Source organism: Verrucosispora sp. WMMA2121 (assembly GCF_027460185.1).
Classification (GTDB): domain Bacteria; phylum Actinomycetota; class Actinomycetes; order Mycobacteriales; family Micromonosporaceae; genus Micromonospora; species Micromonospora palythoicola.
The window spans coordinates 4,444,223-4,461,068 of the sequence record NZ_JAPZBH010000006.1 but is presented as its reverse complement, the minus strand read 5'-3'; the positions used below and the strand labels follow the sequence as shown (position 1 = coordinate 4,461,068).

The 16,846-nt window shown below is 73.8% G+C and carries 9 protein-coding genes and 1 riboswitch; of the genes, 3 read left to right on the top strand and 6 right to left on the bottom strand.

Annotated elements, in window-relative coordinates; translation table 11 throughout:
- Positions 1-73 precede the first annotated feature (73 nt).
- Positions 74-3,136, bottom strand: a complete 3,063-nt coding sequence (locus O7605_RS28885; RefSeq protein WP_269742124.1) for a BTAD domain-containing putative transcriptional regulator — start codon at positions 3,134-3,136, stop codon at positions 74-76.
- Positions 3,137-3,327: 191 nt separating this feature from the next.
- On the opposite strand from O7605_RS28885, the gene O7605_RS28880 reads away from it, so the two are divergent.
- On the top strand, positions 3,328-4,122 hold the full coding sequence (locus O7605_RS28880) for a hypothetical protein (protein ID WP_269742123.1): 795 nt from the start codon (positions 3,328-3,330) through the stop codon (positions 4,120-4,122).
- Between the two features lie 57 nt (positions 4,123-4,179).
- Here the strand turns inward: O7605_RS28880 and O7605_RS28875 are convergent, their stop codons facing one another.
- From O7605_RS28875 to O7605_RS28855, 5 genes are read right to left on the bottom strand one after another with little or no spacing between them, the layout of a single operon-like run.
- Complete coding sequence (locus tag O7605_RS28875) at positions 4,180-6,237, bottom strand: SpoIIE family protein phosphatase (RefSeq protein WP_269742122.1); 2,058 nt, start codon at positions 6,235-6,237, stop codon at positions 4,180-4,182.
- Positions 6,234-9,029 (bottom strand): FtsX-like permease family protein, encoded by a 2,796-nt coding sequence (locus O7605_RS28870; RefSeq protein WP_269742121.1) that lies wholly within the window; start codon positions 9,027-9,029, stop codon positions 6,234-6,236. The genes O7605_RS28875 and O7605_RS28870 overlap by 4 nt, the downstream gene beginning before the upstream one ends.
- Positions 9,026-12,196 carry an FtsX-like permease family protein gene (locus O7605_RS28865; protein WP_269742120.1) on the bottom strand — a complete coding sequence of 1,057 codons (3,171 nt, stop codon included), beginning with the start codon at positions 12,194-12,196 and terminating at the stop codon, positions 9,026-9,028. Before O7605_RS28865 ends, O7605_RS28870 begins: the two co-directional genes overlap by 4 nt.
- A 7-nt stretch (positions 12,197-12,203) precedes the next feature.
- Positions 12,204-12,926: an ABC transporter ATP-binding protein gene (locus tag O7605_RS28860; protein ID WP_269742119.1), complete on the bottom strand. Its 723-nt coding sequence runs from the start codon at positions 12,924-12,926 to the stop codon at positions 12,204-12,206.
- On the bottom strand, positions 12,923-13,855 hold the full coding sequence (locus O7605_RS28855; protein WP_269742118.1) for an ABC transporter ATP-binding protein: 933 nt from the start codon (positions 13,853-13,855) through the stop codon (positions 12,923-12,925). Before O7605_RS28855 ends, O7605_RS28860 begins: the two co-directional genes overlap by 4 nt.
- 401 nt (positions 13,856-14,256) lie before the next feature.
- Between O7605_RS28855 and O7605_RS28850 the strand changes: the two genes are divergently transcribed.
- Together O7605_RS28850 and O7605_RS28845 are read left to right on the top strand one after the other, a co-directional pair.
- Positions 14,257-15,615, top strand: a complete 1,359-nt coding sequence (locus O7605_RS28850) for a ferredoxin reductase family protein (RefSeq protein WP_269742117.1) — start codon at positions 14,257-14,259, stop codon at positions 15,613-15,615.
- Positions 15,616-15,832: 217 nt separating this feature from the next.
- Positions 15,833-16,567, top strand: a complete 735-nt coding sequence (locus tag O7605_RS28845; protein ID WP_269742116.1) for an alpha/beta hydrolase — start codon at positions 15,833-15,835, stop codon at positions 16,565-16,567.
- A gap of 68 nt (positions 16,568-16,635) precedes the next feature.
- A riboswitch (cobalamin riboswitch) is annotated at positions 16,636-16,846 on the top strand.

Below are 16,846 nucleotides of genomic sequence, written 5' to 3'. Positions count from 1 at the left end.
TCTGTATGTCCGGCACCAGGCTCATCGTGACACCACGATGTCGTCGGTCATGCGGACCGCTGTGACCTCGGTGTCACGGGCGCATCGGCACGCCGCCCAACTGGCCCCGAGGGCGCGGGCGCACCCCGATGGCGGACATCGCGTCGGCGTAGCGCCGGTACGCCTGGTCGGCCTCACCGTGCCGACCTGCTGCCACCAACGTACCGACGAACTCACCGTGCACCCGCTCGTCATGGGGCTCCACCTCCAGGGCACGGCTGAGCAGCCGCACGGTCTCGTCGAGCTGACACCGCTGTCGCGCCAGCGACGCCAGCGTGCGCACCACCCTGAGGTAGACGCGACGCGCCTCGTCCCGGGTCGGCGTCGCCCAGTCCTCGTAGGCGGTGTCCTCCAGGAAATCACCCCGGTAGAGCTGCTCGGCGAGCAGCAGCACGGTGCGGGCGTCCTCGACCGCTCCCTGTTCGGCGAGTCGGAGGCCGTGCGCGGCATCGGTCACGAACTGCTCGATGTCGAGTTCCACGTGATCGAGATCGAGGGTCAGGCTGGCGTGCGCCGCGACGACGAAATGGTCCGTCGGGGCGCGACGGTCGGGATCGAGCACCGAGCGGAGGGTGGACAGGGCCACGGACAGCCGGTGGCTGACCCGGCCCGGATCCTGGTCGGGCCAGAGCAACTCGCCGAGTTGCTCGCGCGGCACCGGTCGGCCGCGTCGAGCGGCGAGGATCCGCAGCAGGTCCTGCGCCTTACGCGACTGCCACGCCGTGGCCGGCACCGGCTCCCCGTTCACCCACAGCTCGAATCCGCCGAGGGTGCGGATGCGGACCCGGATGCCATGGCACCGGCTGGCGATGCCCGGCTGCGGCACGCCGACCGCCGCCAGCCGCGCGGCGGCCAGGTGACCGGCGGCACGCTCCTGCGGACCCGTGCTGGGCAGCCGACCGAGCAGCACCGCCAGCCGGTCCGCCGCCACCTGCGCCTGGATGTCTCGCAGGATCACCGCCGCCTCCCGCCACGCCCGGCGCGTATCGTCGAGATCGACGGTGGCGGCACCGCGAAGCTCCAATGCCTCGGCCAACGCGGCATGGTCACGGTGCCGACGGGCCGCCTCGGCGGCTGTCGACGCGACCGTGACCGCCCGATCCCGGTCGCCCGTCTCCAGTGCCACCCAGCCGAGGGCCAGCCGGGCGGCGGCGGAATCCGGTCCGCGTTCCAGGGCCACCGCCCGTTGCGCCATGGTGATCGCCGTGGCGCCGTCCTCGGCGGCCAGGACCCGGGCGAGCCCGGCGAAGGCCGGCACCAGAGCCTGGTGATCGTCGACCGGCTCGCTGGCCCGCAGCGCCTCCTCGAAGGCCGCTCGCGCCAGGCTCCCGCGTCCCCGCAGGGCGTGGATCTCACCGATTCCCACCAGGGCGTACGCGACCTTGTGCGACCCCATCCGCTGCAGGATCGGCACGGCCCGCTCGTAGCAGGCGAGAGCCTGTGCCAGTTGTCCGAGATGGAAGTATGCGGTGCCCTCGTTGCACAGGGCCAGTGCGAGCATCGCCGCGTAACCGTTGGACTCGGCCAGTTCCACCGCCGGTCGCAGCTGGGCCAGTGCCTCGGCGTAGCGGCTCTCGCCCACGAGCGCCGAAGCGCGATTGGCGCGGATCCGGGTCACCTGCACGGTGTCGCGGGCCGCCTCGGCGGACCGCAGCGCCTTCTCGTGGTGCTCGTCCGCGGCGCAGCGGTCTCCGCTCAGCTTCGCCGCCAACGCCAGCGCCGCGTGCGCGGCGGCGAGCGCGTCGTCGGCACCGACCGCGACCGCCGCGGTCAGGGCCCGACGGGCGTGATCCCGGCAGGCGGCGGCATCTCCGGTCGTCCAGTACGCCGCCGCGGTCCAGGCGAGCAGGCGTACGTTGTCGGTGGTCGGGAGCGGATCGAGTCGGCCGCGCCGGAAGATGTCGAGGGCGCGGCCCGGCTCGCCGCGCAGGTAGTGAACGAGCGCGTACCGCCAGGCGAGTGCCGCGATCAGCGATGACTGTCCCGCCGCGAGCGTGTCGTACGCGGCGAGAGCGGCGTCGAAGTCGCCCTGGATCTGCAGGGCCTCGCCATGCAGCAGCCGCAGCGACGGCGTGAGCGCCCGCCCGGGCAGTGACCGGCAGGCTTCGGCGATCGTCGCGGCCCCGCCCGAGGCGAGCATCGTCGCGCCGTGCTCGGCGAGCAGCCGAACGGTGGCCTCGACGGCACCACAGCGACCGGACGACCGCAGTGCCGGCACGAGGTGTCCACTGTCGGCGTACCACGTCGCCGAACACGCGTACAGTCGGGTGCGCCGCGCTACGGTCAGCGGCAGACAGCGTCGGACGACGTCGGCGACGACCGGGACCACCCGGTATTCCTGGCCGCCGACGGCCGTCGGCGCGACGATGCCGGCGCGGGTCAGCCAGGTCAGCAGATGGCAGGCCCGCCGGTGCCCGAGGTGTCGACACAGGTCGGGTAGGACAGGGTCCAGGTGAGCGGCGTCCCGCAGCAGCCGGTCAGCCTCGGCCGGCAGGCCAGCGAGCACCTCCCGCAACAGGTAGGACTCCAGCGCCGTACCCGGCCCGGCCAGATCGTCGAGGTCGACGCCGCTGACGCCGGCCGACTCGCCCGCCAGCGCGACCAGCACCGGCCAGCCGGCGGTGGCGGCGTGCACCCGTGCCGCGAGCGTCGGGTCGGCCGTGCCGTGGTCGGCGACGAGGACGGCCGCCACCTGTTCGGCGGTGAGCGCCAGGTCGGCCGGGCCGAGTTCGGCCGGCATCCCCGTCGGGCGCCGGAGCATCGCCGGGGGATGGCGGGTCAGCACCGCGACTCGGAGTCGGTCCGGCAGCACGTCCACGGTGTCCACGAGAGCGCGTAGCTGCCGGTGGGACAGCTGAGGCACGTCGTCGAGGACAAGCCAGACCGGATCACGACCGGACGGGTCTTCCGCACACCGGGCACCGAGGTCGGCGAGCCGCTGGGGGCAACCGGTGACCAGCGGGCCGGCGTCCGCACCGTCGAACCAGTGCACCGTCCGGCCGCGCAGCCGCGCCCGGATCGAGCTGGTCTTGCCGTAGCCGGCGGCGGCCACGACGAGGGTGCACCTGTGCTGCTGCAGCCGACCTTGTCTGCTCATCCGACGCCTTCCGGTGAGACTGGTCCACCTCCATTTGGCGCCTGCCGGGGCACGGTGGGTACGTCAGCGTCGCCGTTGCGACAGCACCGATTGACGTCACCTTGACGGCGCTGTGAACCCCGCCTCCGACCATGGGTGCCGCAGCGGGCCGTCCGGTCCGCGTACCGATCAACGCAGAACGAGGAGGTGCCATGAGGAGTTCGCTGTCGGGCCGTGCGGTGCTCGCCGTGCTGGTCGTCCTGCCGACCGTGGTGGCGGTGACCGCTCCGGCCGCGCCGGCTGCCGCCGCTGACCCGAAACCGGGGGCGCACGCCGAGGAGCCGGTGGACCGGGAGGTCGAGGTGGCCCGGCTGACCTACCGCAACGGGGTACGGGTCACGTTCTCCCAGGACGAGGAGTCCGGTGACTGGGGACTGCGGGAGGACGGCCAGATCGGCCGCAACGCTCCGCTGGTCCGCGACGACGCGACGACGATGCTGGCGGCGTACCTGAGCATCACCCCGAAGGACACGCCGGTGCCGCGCGAGTTGTTGTCGGAGCCACCGCCGGGCACGCCGATCCCGCCGGAACTGGGTGACCGGACCATCGTGGCCTCGCCGGTGGCCGCGGACGACCTCGTCGTGCCGTCACCGGGTGGTGCGGCCACGACGGCGGTGTCGAGCTGCTGGGATCTGTACTGGAACTCCTACCACTGGGCCGAGCTGCCCGGTTACCCCCAACCGGACTCGGTGTCGCATCCGCACCGGACCTACTACTCGTCCGACTTCGGCGGCATGGCCAGGTACTCCCACAGCTACCTGGCCAACTGCGGTGGCTACGCCCGCCACCGGATCTACTACAAGGCGGGTTCGTACCACAAGCACCACGACTACGCGGTGCCGTTGTGGCACTGGCAGAAGGTGAAGAAGGGCTCGGTGCACCGCTACCGCAAGGTGATCTACGACGCCACCTCGGGTGACACCCGTAACGGCAAGTACACCGGGTAGCGGACGGGTGCCGGCGGTGGCCGTGCCTCGGCCGCCGCCGGCACCTGGATCGCCTCGTCAGCGCTCGACCGGGTCCCGGGTGAGGCAGAGCAGGGCGATGTCGTCGCGCCGCGGCCACGGACCGACGCCGCCGGCCAGAATGTGCTCCAGGATCTCGGCCGGGTCGAGGCGGGGCGCGCCGCGCACTGCCGCGCACAGCTCCGCCAAGCCCCGGTCGAGTGGATGGCTGCGGTCCTCGACGAGTCCGTCGGTGTACAGCACCAAGGTGGCGGCGGGCGGGAAGTCGAAGCGGTCCTCGCGGTAGACGACCGAGTCCGAAACGCCCAGGGCAGGGTGCGTGACGAGGCGGACCAGGCCGGTGGCGTGTGCGTCGCGCAGGATCGGGGCCGGATGTCCGGCAAGCACTGCGGTGACGGCCCCCTCGGCGACGTCCAGTTGCAGGTAGCAGCAGGTGGCCATGGTGTTCAGCCGCAGCGCGCGGACGAGGTGGTTGACGTTGTTCATGACCACGGCCGGCCGCTGCCCGGTGATGGCGTACGCGCGCAGGGCGTCCCGGACCTGACCCATCGTGGCTGCGGCGGCGGTGTTGTGGCCAGCGACATCGCCGATCACGACGGCGACGACGCCGTCACTGATGGGAATGATGTCGTACCAGTCGCCGCCCACCTCGGCGCCGCGGGTCCACGGCAGGTACCGGGCCGCGTGCCGCAGCCCCGCCGTCTGCGGCAGCGCCGCCGGCAGCAGCGCGTGCTGCAGCTCGGAGGCGATCGACACGCTGGTTTCGAACAGCATCGCCCGCTGTAGTGCCTGGGCTCCCAGCGCCGCCAGGGCCGTCAGCGTCGACCTGGTGTCGGGATCGAAGTCACGCGGTTCCCGATAGCCGACGACGAGCGCACCCAGCACCTCGCCGGCCACGGTCAGCGGAAGGAAGGCCCACGCCTGGCGGGACCCGGGCGGGACCGCTGTCTCCGGGTCGGGCTGAGCGGCGTGGAACTGCGCCAGTGAGGTCAGGTAACGGGGCTGTCCGGTGTGGGCGACGGCCGCCGCCGGGTAGGGATGCTCGATCGACAGGTCATGCAGCCGCGCGATGATCTCTGGTTCGTACCCGGCGTGGTAAGCAAGGCGCAGGGACCGTTCCTGGTGCAGGAGCAGTGCCAGGGACTGTCCGCCTGCCGAGGGTCGCAGCACCGATCCGATGGCGGCGTACACCTGTTCTGTCGTGCTCGCCGCCACCAGCGCCGCGGTCACGCTTTCCAGGCTGCGGGCGCGGGCGGCGGCCTTTTCGGCGCGGGCCACGCTCTCGGCCAGCTGTCGCTGTTTGTCGACCTGCTCAGTGATCTCCCGGAACGACACCGCGACATGCCCGCCGCTGGTACGTCCCACCTTGATCTCCCACACCTGGTTGATCTCGGGATAGGTCAACTCCTGCCGCCACGGCTCTCCGGTCTCGGCCACCGTGCGGTAGCGATCGAACAGCCCGTTGTCCCAGCTGTGGGCAGAGACATCGCTGAGTCGGTGACCGATCACGTCCTCGACGCTGCGGCCGGTCATCTTGGCCCCGACCTGGTTGACGTACTCGCAGACGAAGTCCACGATCTCCGCACCGGCATCCCGCACCGGGCGCAGCACCGTGAACCCGTCGAACGCGGTGTCGAGCATGTCGTACAGCCGTACCGCACCGGCCGACTGCGGAGACACCGTCACCTGACGCAGGTCCACGCACCGCACCATGATCCCGTCGCGGTACGGACCCACCCGGAACTCGAAATGTCCGGTGATGGACTGCCGCTCGTAGTACACCGTGCGTAGGGCCGGCTTCCCCGTCTCCACGACCGACCGGTAGAACGGGAGCGTCCCGTCGTGCACGGTCTCCGGCCACAGGTGCCGGTAGCGGCGCCCGACCAAGTCGGCGCGCGACCGTCCGACCAGGCCGCACCCCGCGTCGTTGATGTAGGCAAGTTCGAAATCAACGATCAGGCGACCCTCGTGCACCGCCCGGGCCAGTATCCAGCCCTGCGGTTCCAGGTCCAGCATGGCGAGCACCTGAGCGTCAGGCAGCCAGTCGTCCACCTCGCCACCTCCCTCACGCGCCATCGCCGCGCGCAGAGGCATCATCGCCTGCCGACATCACCTTCACCTAATGTCGTGGTCCCTCCGACGCGGAGCACCTCACTCAGCCGGTCGCGTCGCCGCAGCGCCGACTCGACAGGTACGACCACGGCGGCCGTCACCAGCAGCGCCGCGCTCACCAGGCCGAGCAGGCACCACGGCAGGACCGCCGCCGGGTCGTCGGCCTGCCCGGTGAGCAGCCGTAGCTCGAGCGGGCCGAGGGTCAGGTGGGCGAGCAGGGCCCCGAGCGGCGGGCCGCAGCACGCGGCGACCACGACCGGCGGCAGCAGTTCGCCCGCGGCGACCCAGCGAGCGTCGCGTGGCCGCAGGCCGAGGGTCCGCAGTCGGGTCAGGGTCTGCCACCGCTCCGACGCACCGGCGGCGGCGGCGAGCGTGAGGCCGAGCAGCCCCAGCGCCACCAGCACCGCGGCGACCGTCCACGCCAGCCGGGAGATCCCCGCGGTCAGCGGAGCCACCCGCTGCGCCCGTAGCACGTCCGTGCGGAGCACCACGTCGGCGGAGACGCCGCTGCTCGACACGGCCCGCGCCGCGCCGGGGCCGGTCACCCAGACGGTGTTGGGCACGGCGGGCAGCCCCGCGTCGGCGAGAGCCGAGGCGTCCACGATGACGACGTCGGCGGCGCCGCCGACGTCGGGAGCGGCGCCGACCGCGGCGAGACCGACCGCCGGGGCGTCGTCCCGGGCCAGCCGCAGCCGCATCCCGGTCCGCAGGTCGCCGCTGCTCGAACGAACCAGAGCCGGGACGTCCAGGAGGCCGGGACCGGATGCCGTGAGCCGGGCCAGCGCCGGCGCGTCGGGCAGCGGGGTGGTGGCCAGCAGGCGCTGGAACGCGGCGGCGTCCACCACGACCAGGCGTGGGGTGAGCAGGGCGGATTCGGTGAAGACGGGTGCCGAGTCGGTCACCTGCGCGACGACGACCTGCTCCACCCCGGGTGCGGTGGCGATGCCCTCGGCGAGCGCGGGCGTCGCGGCCGCGGCGTCGGTGTCGACGTCGAGGCGGGCGTCGGCGCCGACGGTGCTCCACGCGCCGTCGGTCAGACCACGGGCGACGGTGGTGCCGACGACGAGCGCGAACGACGCGAGCGCCGTGGCGCTGACGAGTGCCAGCAACGGCAGCGCGCGTCCGGCCGTGGTGGCCGCCCGGGCGGCGCCGAACACGGCCAGCGGGCGGCGCGAGCGCAGGGCCAGTCGGAGCGCGAGCCGCACTCCGGCGGGCAGCAGCCGCAGCAGGACGAGCGTGCCGGCGAACACGCCCAGCGCGACCGCGCTGACCGGTAGGACCAGGTCGCCGGTCAGCTCACCGGTGTCGCCGTCGGCGACGACGGGCAGCAGCCCGCGCTGGTGCAGGGTGACGACGGCGGCGACCGCGGCGGTCAGCACAGCGACCTCCACGGCGGCGCGGCGCAACCGGCCGATGGCCAGGATCCGGCGGCGCGCGGCACGGTTGGCAGGTTGGCGCCGGTCGCGGCTGGCGCGGGCGGCGGCGAGGGTGCCGAAGATCGGCCCGGCGACAGCACCGGCCAGCACCACGGGAACGGTCCAGGTCCAGGAGACGCCGGGCGCGACCGCACGGGCGAGCGCGAGCCCGACGGCGGCGGCCGACAGGGACACCAGGGTGGACTCGATGAGCAGTTCGGCACCGAGGTCGGGTAGCGCCGCCCCCCGCTGCCGGGCGGCGCTCAGCACGGCGGTACGCCGGCGGACCAGCAGATCGGCGGCGAGCAGCAGCACCAGCACCGTGCCGGTGAGGAGCCCGGCGAGCAGGACGGCGGCCTGCGCCGAGGCGGCACTGATCTGGTTACGGGCGTCGCGCAGGACGGTGTCGAGCCGTGATTCCCATTTCAGGGACTGGTCGCGGACGCCGGACGAGCCGGAGGTCGCCTTGAGCGTGACCACCTGCCTGGCGAGCGTCGCGGTGGCGTCCCAGGCGAGCGCCTCGGGCTCGGGGGCGAAGTGGACGGTGCGCCGCAGCTGGTCCTCGTCGAAGGCGAGCCGGGCGTCCGGCAGCGACTCGCGCGACAGCAGTCCGGCGATCCGGGTGGTGCCCACGCCATCGGCGCCGGGCACCGGCCGCAGCAGGGCCGGGGCGAGTCGCCAGGCGGGGTCGGCGCTGTCCACGGGTCGGTAGATCCCGCTGATCCGGACGTCCTTGTCGCGGCCCTGACCGTCCCGGACCGGAATCCGATCGCCGGGGCCGAGGTGCAGGGCGGCGGCGTCCGCCTCGGAGAGGCCGACCTGTATCGGCCAGGGCGGTCCGTCGTGGGGGATCTCGACGGACCGTCCGGGTGCGGCGGGGCCGGGCGCGCCGCCGGCGATCCAGGTCACGTCCGGGCCGCCGAGGTCACCGGCCAGATAGGTGACCTGGAGGGTACGCGGTTGGTCGCCGTCGGTGATGGTGAGGCTCTGGCTGGTGACAACGGCGGTGGGCGGAAGCAGCGCCGCGTCCAGGTCGGTCCCGAGCGCGTACGTGGCCCGGGCGCGGAAGTTGTCGACGTCGTCGGCCAGGCGGGGCATCCGGATCCGCCCGCCGGTCGGACCGTCGTCGCGTTCCCAGTTGGCGTGGACGAGGACGTTCGAGTCGTGGCTGGCGCGGCGGACCGTGTCCTGGACGGCGTCGTCGGCGGCGATCCGGAGCAGCGCCGGCACCGCCCCGGCGAGCAGCGCGACGGCCGCGACGACGGTGGCGGTGAGCAGCAGCGGCCCGGCGTCGGCACGGCCCCGGCCGCGGACGCTGGGCCAGTGCGGCGCCGGCCACCGGCGGGTCAGCCACCGGTTCACGGCACCACCCGCAGGTGCGCGGCGTCGGCTCGGCGGACCTGGACGACCACCACCACGGCGACCGCCAGCAGGGATCCGACCAGCAGTACGGCCAGCAGCGCGGCCTCGGCCGGCCACGGCCAGTGTGGCTGGGCGGCCGGCACGGGCGCGGCACCGGAGTCGGAGCGTACGAGCAGGGGAGCGACGACGCGGGTGGCGAGCGCGCCGACGGCCGCGCCCGCCGCGAGCAGGGGCAGCAGAACGCCGACGTGCTGGCCCAGCAGCACGGCCCGGATGCCGCGTCGGGACATCCCCAGGCCGCGTAGCCGCGCCACCTCCACGGCGCGGGCCTGCAGGTCGCAGGTGACGTGCAGGACGACGCCGGTGAGCAGCAGCAGGGCCGCGGCCGGCACGACGAGCCGCAGCGCGGCCGGCAGCCCGGCGTGCAGCGGGCCACCGGTCAGCCGGGCGGTCTCCGCCTCGCGGGTCGCGACGGTGCCCAGGTGCAGGGCGGCGGCCCGGTCGGCGGCACCGGGTCCGGCCGGGTCACCGACCCACCAGGCGTCGACCGGGAACGTCAGATCGCCGGCGACCGCGCGGGCGCGGGACAGCAGGTCCAGGTCGGCCAGGACGGCCACGGCACCGGGGGCGGACGGCACGGTCGGCACGACGTCGGTGACGACGATCGGGACGGCCGTGGTGCCGACCGTGAGGCTGAGCTGGCTGCCGATGTCGGCACCGACCTCGCTGGCGAAGCGGGCGGAGACGGCGACGGGCACCGGGCCGGGGGCCGGGAAGGCGGTGGCGACGAGGTTGGGGGCGGCGTACGCGACGCTGCCGAGGTCGACGGTCGCCGCCATCCGCAGCGCCGTCCCCGTCGACGTGGCCGAGAGCCCGACGGTCGGGTCGCGCAGCGTGCTCGGCACCGGCGACACCGACATGGCGGTCCAGTCCGATCCCACCGTCGATCCGGCCGACGGCACGGTGAGCGTGACGGCGACGGCGGCGCGGCCACCGACCCCGTACCCGGCATCCGGTCCGGCCTCGACCGGCAGGGACACCGCGACGAGGCGCAGTCCGTCGGCGGTCGCGCACGCGGGCAACCGGTGCGCCCGGCCGTCGAGTGGCACGGCGGGACCGGTGCAGGGTATGCGCAGGCCGGTGGCGTCCTGCAGCAGCAGCCGGGGCGTCACGGCGAGGTTGGTGTCGCCGGTCGCGGTTCCGGTCAGCACGAGCGAGGCTCCGGCCGGAACGGGTACGCCGGTGACGCGGGTCGGTGGGGCGAGCAACGCTGCCACGTCCGGCCAGGTGCGGTCACCGTCGAGCCGCCCGCGCAGCAGCGCGTCGGCGCGGCTGGTGTCGACGGCGACCAGGCGCGGCGCGTCGCCGGCGGTGCCGAGCCACTGACCGACCGCGGTACCCCGGTCGAGGGCCGGACTCACCGTCCCCTCGGTGACCGCGCCGACGACCGCGCCCTCTCCGGGCGCCGGCGCCGTGCTGAGGGCGAGGGCCAGGTCGGTGCCGACGGAGAGCGCGGCCTGGTCGCGCTGCGACTGCTGCCACGTGGTGTCGAAGGCGAGGCCGAAGGTGCCGGCCGCGCAGGCCAGCCCGACGAGCAGCCCGGCGGCGACCGCCTGGGGCCGGCGGGCGGCCTCGGCGACCGCCAGCGGGAGCGCCAGCCCGCGGGCTCGGTACGCCAACCGGTCGACGCCGCGCAGGGCGGGCAGCACCACCCGCAGCGCCAGCGCGGCGCCCGCGGTGAGCAGCAGCGCCGGCGCGAGTACCCGGACCACGTCGGCGCGCGGGCTCGCGGCGGTGGGTTGCGCGTACAGCTGCCACCAGCCGGCGGCGGCGAACACCGCGAGCAGCAGGTCGGTGCCGGACCGGGCCAGCAGGTCGCGGCGGGTGCGTCGGGCGTCGGGCGCCGGGCCGGGCCGGATCGCGAGCACGGTGAGGACGGCGGCGAGGACCAGCGCGCCGCCGGCCACCGCGAGGACCTGGACACCGGTCACGGCCGGCCGGGCGGTCAGGCCGGCGCCGTCCAGCGGCGGCAGGTGGGTCAGGCCGGCGTGTACGGCCGACGAGGCCGGTATCGCGAGCGCGGCGGCGACGGCGGCGACGACGACGGCATCGAGCGTCGCGGTGGCGGCGAGTTGGCGGCGACTGGTGCCGAGGGCGGACCGCAGCGCGGTCTCGTCGGCGCGCACGCCTGCGGTCAGTCGGCCGGCGAGGACGAGTGCCGTCGCGGTCAGGACACCGCCGAGGACGGCGACGGCGAGCACGACGGCGGCGGTGACGTGCCGCTGGTCGTCGGCGGACCGCAGGGTCAGCGGCAGGTCGGAGGCGACCCGGGCGAGCCGGACGCGGTCGCCGAGGGCGGCGGCCAACCGACGGTCGGCGCCGCGGACGGACCCGGCCACGGTCTCCAGATCGCGGCGGTTGGCCTGGGACAGGTCCGGGTGGGCGGTGACCTCCATCCGGTCGACGGTGGCGCCCGTGGTGATCAGGTCGGCGAGGTCGACGAGGAACGGGCCGTAGGCGTTCACCGGCTGCCGGAAGCGACCGTCCTGGTGGCCGGTGGCGGAACCGGCCGCGGCCAGCGGGTCGCGGTCCCAGCCGCGTCCCGGCAGCGGGCGGACCACACCGACGACCGTCACGTCGATGGCCGGGACGGGCGCGTGCGCCAGCTCGGCGCCGAGGCGCACCCGCCGACCGGTGGTGAGGTCGAGCAGCTGGGCGGTGGACTCCAGCAGCACGGCGTCACCACGGTCGCGTGGCCAACGCCCGGTGACCAACTCGGCTCGGGTCGGTAGGTCGTCCAGCCCCGACAGGTACGCCTGCGCCGGGACGGTGGTGCCGGGGGCGAGCGTGGGCGGCAGCGCCCGCAGCACCGTCGACGCCCGCGTGGTGGTGGTCACCGGGAACGGGGCGAGCGCGGCGGCCACCGCGGTACGGGTGTCGGCGGCGACGGACCAGGTGTCCCGGCCCTCGACGGTGCCGGTGTAGACGGTCACGTCGACGGCGGCCGGCGCGGCGCGGGCCATGGCGACCTCCAGCGCCCGCTCGGTGGTGCGGGTGCTCAGCAGGGTGCAGGTGCCCAGCAGGGTCGCGCCGACCGTGACGATGCCGACGAGGGCCGCCAGCAACGGCCACTGCGCGCGGGCGCGCCGGATGACCAGCCTCAGCATCGACGCGTCACCTGGCGTCCGGCACGGGCTCGGGCGGTCGTCCGGCTGTCTCGTCGGTGAGCTGCCCGTCGTCGATGCGGATCACCCGGTCGGCCAGTGCCATCATCACCGGGTCGTGGGTGGACACGAGTGCGGTGACGCCTTCGGATTCGACCACTGCGCGCAGCAGGGCCATCACCGACAGTCCGGTCTCGGCGTCCAGTTGCCCGGTGGGCTCGTCGGCGACCAGGAGCCGGGGCGAGGCGGCCAGCGCACGGGCGATCGCCACTCGCTGCTGCTGGCCGCCGGACAGCTCGGCCGGCCGCTGCCGGGCGTGGTCGGCCAGGCCGACCAGGTCCAGCAGCAACTCGACCCGGCGCTCACGCTCGGCCGGGGCGACGCGGGCCAGCCGCAGCGGGGCGGCGACGTTCTCCGCGGCCGACAGCACCGGGATCAACCCGAAGCTCTGGAAGACGTAGGACACCTTCTCCCGTCGTAACCGGGACAGGCCGTCCTCGTCGAGGTCGGTGACGTCGGTGCCGTCGACGTGCACCGTGCCGGCGTCCGGGCGGTCGAGGCCGCCGACGGTGTTGAGCAGGGTGGTCTTGCCCGAGCCGGAGCGGCCGACGAGCGCCACCATGGAGCCGGCGGCCACGTCGAACGACACGCCGCGCAGGGCGTGTACGACGGTCGGCCCGGTGCGGAAGCGCCGGTGCACGTCGCGCACGCGCAGCAGCGGCTCGCCGCTCATTCGTCGCTTCCCGAATCGGGGCGGATCGTGATGTGGTCGGGTTCCAGGGCCAGCCGGACCCGCCGGGTCAGCGCCAGCGCCTGACGGAAGTCACGGGGCACCTGCACCCGCCCGGCCCGGTCCATCACGGCGTACTCCTCGGCGATCACCTGGGTGTCGCCCTGCTCGTTGGTGGTGGTGCGGCGCAGCACCTCGCTGCTGGTGCGTCCGTCCCGGATCGCGACGGTCCGTTCGACCTGGCCGCTGACCGCCGGGTCATGGGTCACCACCACGACGGTGACGCCGTACCGCCGGTTGACCTCCCGGAGTACGCCGAAGACCTCCGCGGACGTGGCGGCGTCCAACTCGCCGGTCGGCTCGTCGGCGAGCAGGATCCGCGGCTGGTTGGCCAGCGCCACCGCGATCGCGACCCGCATCTGCTGCCCCCCGGACAGTTGCCCGGGGCGCCGCTCGGCGCAGTCGGCGACACCGAGGCTGTCCAGCAGTTCGGCGGCGCGCTCCCGGCGCTCCCGCTTTGCGGTACGGGCCGCCGTCATCGGCAGGTCCACCATCTCCCGCGCGGTGAGGTACGGGATCAGGTTGCTCGCCGTCTGCTGCCGCACGAACCCGACGGTGTGCCGCCGGTACGCCACCCGATCCGCGCGGGACATCGTCAGCAGGTTCCACCGGTCGACCCGGACCCGCCCGGCGGTGGGGGCGTCGATGCCGGCCAGGATGGAGAGCAACGTCGACTTGCCCGACCCGGAGGCACCGACGACGGCGACCAGCTCACTGCCGGCCACGGTCAGGTCCAGTCCCTGCAGTGCCTGCACCTCGATCGAACCGGTCTGGTAGATCCGCACCAGGTTCTCGCAGACGATGAGCGCGTCCCGGCCGAACTCGGGGGCGCGCGCGGACGACTGCGGCAGGGACAGCGGTGTGCTGGCCATTCCTTCCCTCCGTCCGGGTCGGGCCGGCGTCGAGCCAGCCTGGGCTGGCGGTCCGGCGCACCGAACCGGCCCTTGGTGTCGTCCGGCCGGCCCGCCTGGTTGCCGGAGGGGTCGAGGGTCCGATCGCCCCCACCGACGCAGATTGAAGCAGTTTCGCAACCGGCGGCTCCGTTGACCATGCCCCCGGCTGGCTTTCCTGCGCCCCTGGCAGCCACACGTCGCGGCGCGGGCGGCGGCGCAGCGTGTGGTGGCACCGCGACCTCGCCGCTCGCGGGCTCGGCACCGGGCAGGTTGCGATCGTGCTCGGCGAGCTTCCGGGCGCACGCCGACGCTGGCACGCTGAGGCAGACGGAACGGAATCCCACGCCACCCCGACCGGGACCGCTTCAGGAAGGCTCACGATGTCCACGACCACCTTCACCGCCGCCGCGGCAGGTCCGGTGCGCCGCACCGGCCAGGCTCGGGCCGCGTACCTGCTGCTCTGGACGTTTGTCCTGGTCAACCTGGTGATCCTCCAGGTCATGTTCGCTCATCCGAGCCGGCCGACGCCCAACACCCTGACCGCGATCGGCCGTTTCCTCGGCCTGCATCTGGCTTTCGTGATGGCACTGCAACTGCTGCTGATCGGCCGGATGCCGTTCCTGGAACGGCGGATCGGCATGGACAAGCTCACCAACTGGCACCGCTGGACCGGGTTCGCGATCTTCTGGCTGGTCGTGCTGCACCCGACGTTCGTGCTGCTCGGCTACGCACAGATCGACCGGATCTCGTTCTTCGCCGAGATCCCGAACCTGGCCCGGCAGATGCCGGTGCTACTCGGCATGATCGCCGCAGTCCTGATCGGCGTGCTGGCCTCCACCTCGGTACGGATCGCCCGCCGCCGCATGTCGTACGAGCTCTGGCACGCCATCCACCTGGTGGTGTACGTGGTGATCGTGCTGTCGGTGATCCACCAGATCTACGAGGGCGCCTCGTTCGCCGGCAGCGCCGTCGCCAAGGCCTACTGGTGGGGGTTGTGGGCCTTCGCGGTCGGCTCGTTGCTGACCAACCGCCTGGTCGTGCCGCTGGTGCGCAACGTCCGGCACCGGCTGCGGGTCGTCGCGGTGGTGCCGGAGACCGACAACGTCGTGTCCGTCCACGTTGCCGGCAACCGCCTCGACCGGCTGCGCGCCCGTCCCGGCCAGTTCTTCTGGTGGCGTTTCCCGGGGCACAACTCCTGGTGGCAGGTCAACCCGTGGTCGCTGTCGGCGGCGCCCGACGGTCGCACGCTGCGGCTGACGGCGAAGGCGATCGGCTCCACCAGCGCCGGGCTGCGGCAGTTGCCGGTGGGCACCCGGGTCTACGCCGAGGGTCCGTACGGCGCCCTCACCACCGCCGCCCGCACCCGGGAGAACAGCCTGCTGATCGCCGGTGGCATCGGCATCACTCCGATCCGGGCGCTGCTGGAGGACCCGGAGTTGACCGGAGACGTCGTGGTGCTCTACCGGGCCCGCACGCCCGCCGACGCGGTACTGATCGATGAGCTGCGCGATCTGGCACAGGCCAGGGGCGCCCGCCTGCACCTGCTGACCGGTCGCACCGCCGACGGCAGCCAGCCGTTCAGTCCGGAGAGTCTGCGCGGCCTGGTCCCCGACATCGCCGAGCGCGACGTCTACCTGTGCGGTCCCGCGGCGATGGCCGGCACCGTGCGACGCAGCCTGCGCGCCCTGCGGGTTCCGTCCCGCCAACAGCATGTCGAGGCGTTCCGGTTGGGGGTGTGAACCTCACCGGCCGACAGTGCGCGAGGCGAGCGGAAGCGGCGCGGGAAACCCCGTGGCGGACCGGGACGGCCCGCTGCTAGTTTGCCCGAAGGCCGTGCGAGAGACCGAGGAGGTGGTACCCGTGAACGTTTCGACATGGGTGCTCCCCTCCGGGGTCACGGTCGGGCGGTAGGTCGCCCGGGAGCGCCGTTCACACGCACTCCCGAAAGGCACGACCATGCGATTCACCTCCGAACGACACCTCGACGACGGCGTCTTCGAACGCGGGTTCACGCTCGGCGACATCCCCGGTTTCCTGTGGACACCCGCGTTCGCGACCGCACCGGTTCCGCTGATCCTGCTCGGTCACCCGCCACTGGGGCTGGGCCGGATGTACCCCCGTCTGGTGGCGCGGGCCCGGGGCGCCGCAGCGGACGGCTTCGCCGCCGCCGCGGTCGAGCTGCCCGGCAGCGGTGACCGGCCGCGTTGGGCCGCCGCCGAGCAGGCTCGCGCCGAACTGCACCGGGTGCTGGCGGCGGGCGAGGCGGTGAGCGACGAGATCGTGGACGCTCTCGTCCTCCCGCTCGTCGACCGGGCGGTCCCGGAAGCACAGGCCGCCCTGGACTCCCTCCTGTCGCTGCCCGAGATCGGCGGCCCCGTCGGGTACTCCGGGGGAGTGATCTCGGTCGGCGTCCGACTCGCGGTGGTGGAGCCCCGGATCGTGGCCGCCGGTCTCTTCGCCGGAAGTTTCGTCCCGCGCCTCATCGTCGAACAGGCCCGGCAGGTCACCATTCCGCTGCACATGCTGTTGCAGTGGGACGACGAGGGCAACGACCGGCAGGCGGCGCTGGAGCTGTTCGACGCCTTCGGCTCCACGGAGAAGACGCTGCACGCCAACATGGGCGGACACACCGGTGTGCCCTGGTACGCGGGGGAGGACGCCGGCCGGTTCTTCGCCCGGCACCTGCGCTAGTGCGGTGTCCGGCCTGCTCGCGGTCCCGCAGGCCGGACACCTCGGGCTTAGCCGGCGGTGTGGCCCGTACGATGGCCGGTGGTGCTGGTTCGTCCCGCCCGGGTGGGTGGGGCGTCGTAAGAGGGAACCCGGTGTGAATCCGGGACTGCCCCGCAGCGGTGAGTGGGAACGACCGCCGTCAACAAAGCACTGGACCGTGAGGTCTGGGAAGCGACGGCCAGTAGGCGACCTGGTGTCATGCCCGCGAGTCCGAAGACCTGCCAGTGCTGCGCACGCCGC

Bases quoted from the DNA above. Each gene is read 5' to 3' on its own strand.
- O7605_RS28885 (WP_269742124.1), bottom strand. From the start codon at position 3,136: ATGAGCAGACAAGGTCGGCTGCAGCAGCACAGGTGCACCCTCGTCGTG.
- O7605_RS28880 (WP_269742123.1), top strand. From the start codon at position 3,328: ATGAGGAGTTCGCTGTCGGGCCGTGCGGTGCTCGCCGTGCTGGTCGTC.
- O7605_RS28875 (WP_269742122.1), bottom strand. From the start codon at position 6,237: ATGATGCCTCTGCGCGCGGCGATGGCGCGTGAGGGAGGTGGCGAGGTG.
- O7605_RS28865 (WP_269742120.1), bottom strand. From the start codon at position 12,196: ATGCTGAGGCTGGTCATCCGGCGCGCCCGCGCGCAGTGGCCGTTGCTG.
- O7605_RS28860 (WP_269742119.1), bottom strand. From the start codon at position 12,926: ATGAGCGGCGAGCCGCTGCTGCGCGTGCGCGACGTGCACCGGCGCTTC.
- O7605_RS28855 (WP_269742118.1), bottom strand. From the start codon at position 13,855: ATGGCCAGCACACCGCTGTCCCTGCCGCAGTCGTCCGCGCGCGCCCCC.
- O7605_RS28850 (WP_269742117.1), top strand. From the start codon at position 14,257: ATGTCCACGACCACCTTCACCGCCGCCGCGGCAGGTCCGGTGCGCCGC.
- O7605_RS28845 (WP_269742116.1), top strand. From the start codon at position 15,833: ATGCGATTCACCTCCGAACGACACCTCGACGACGGCGTCTTCGAACGC.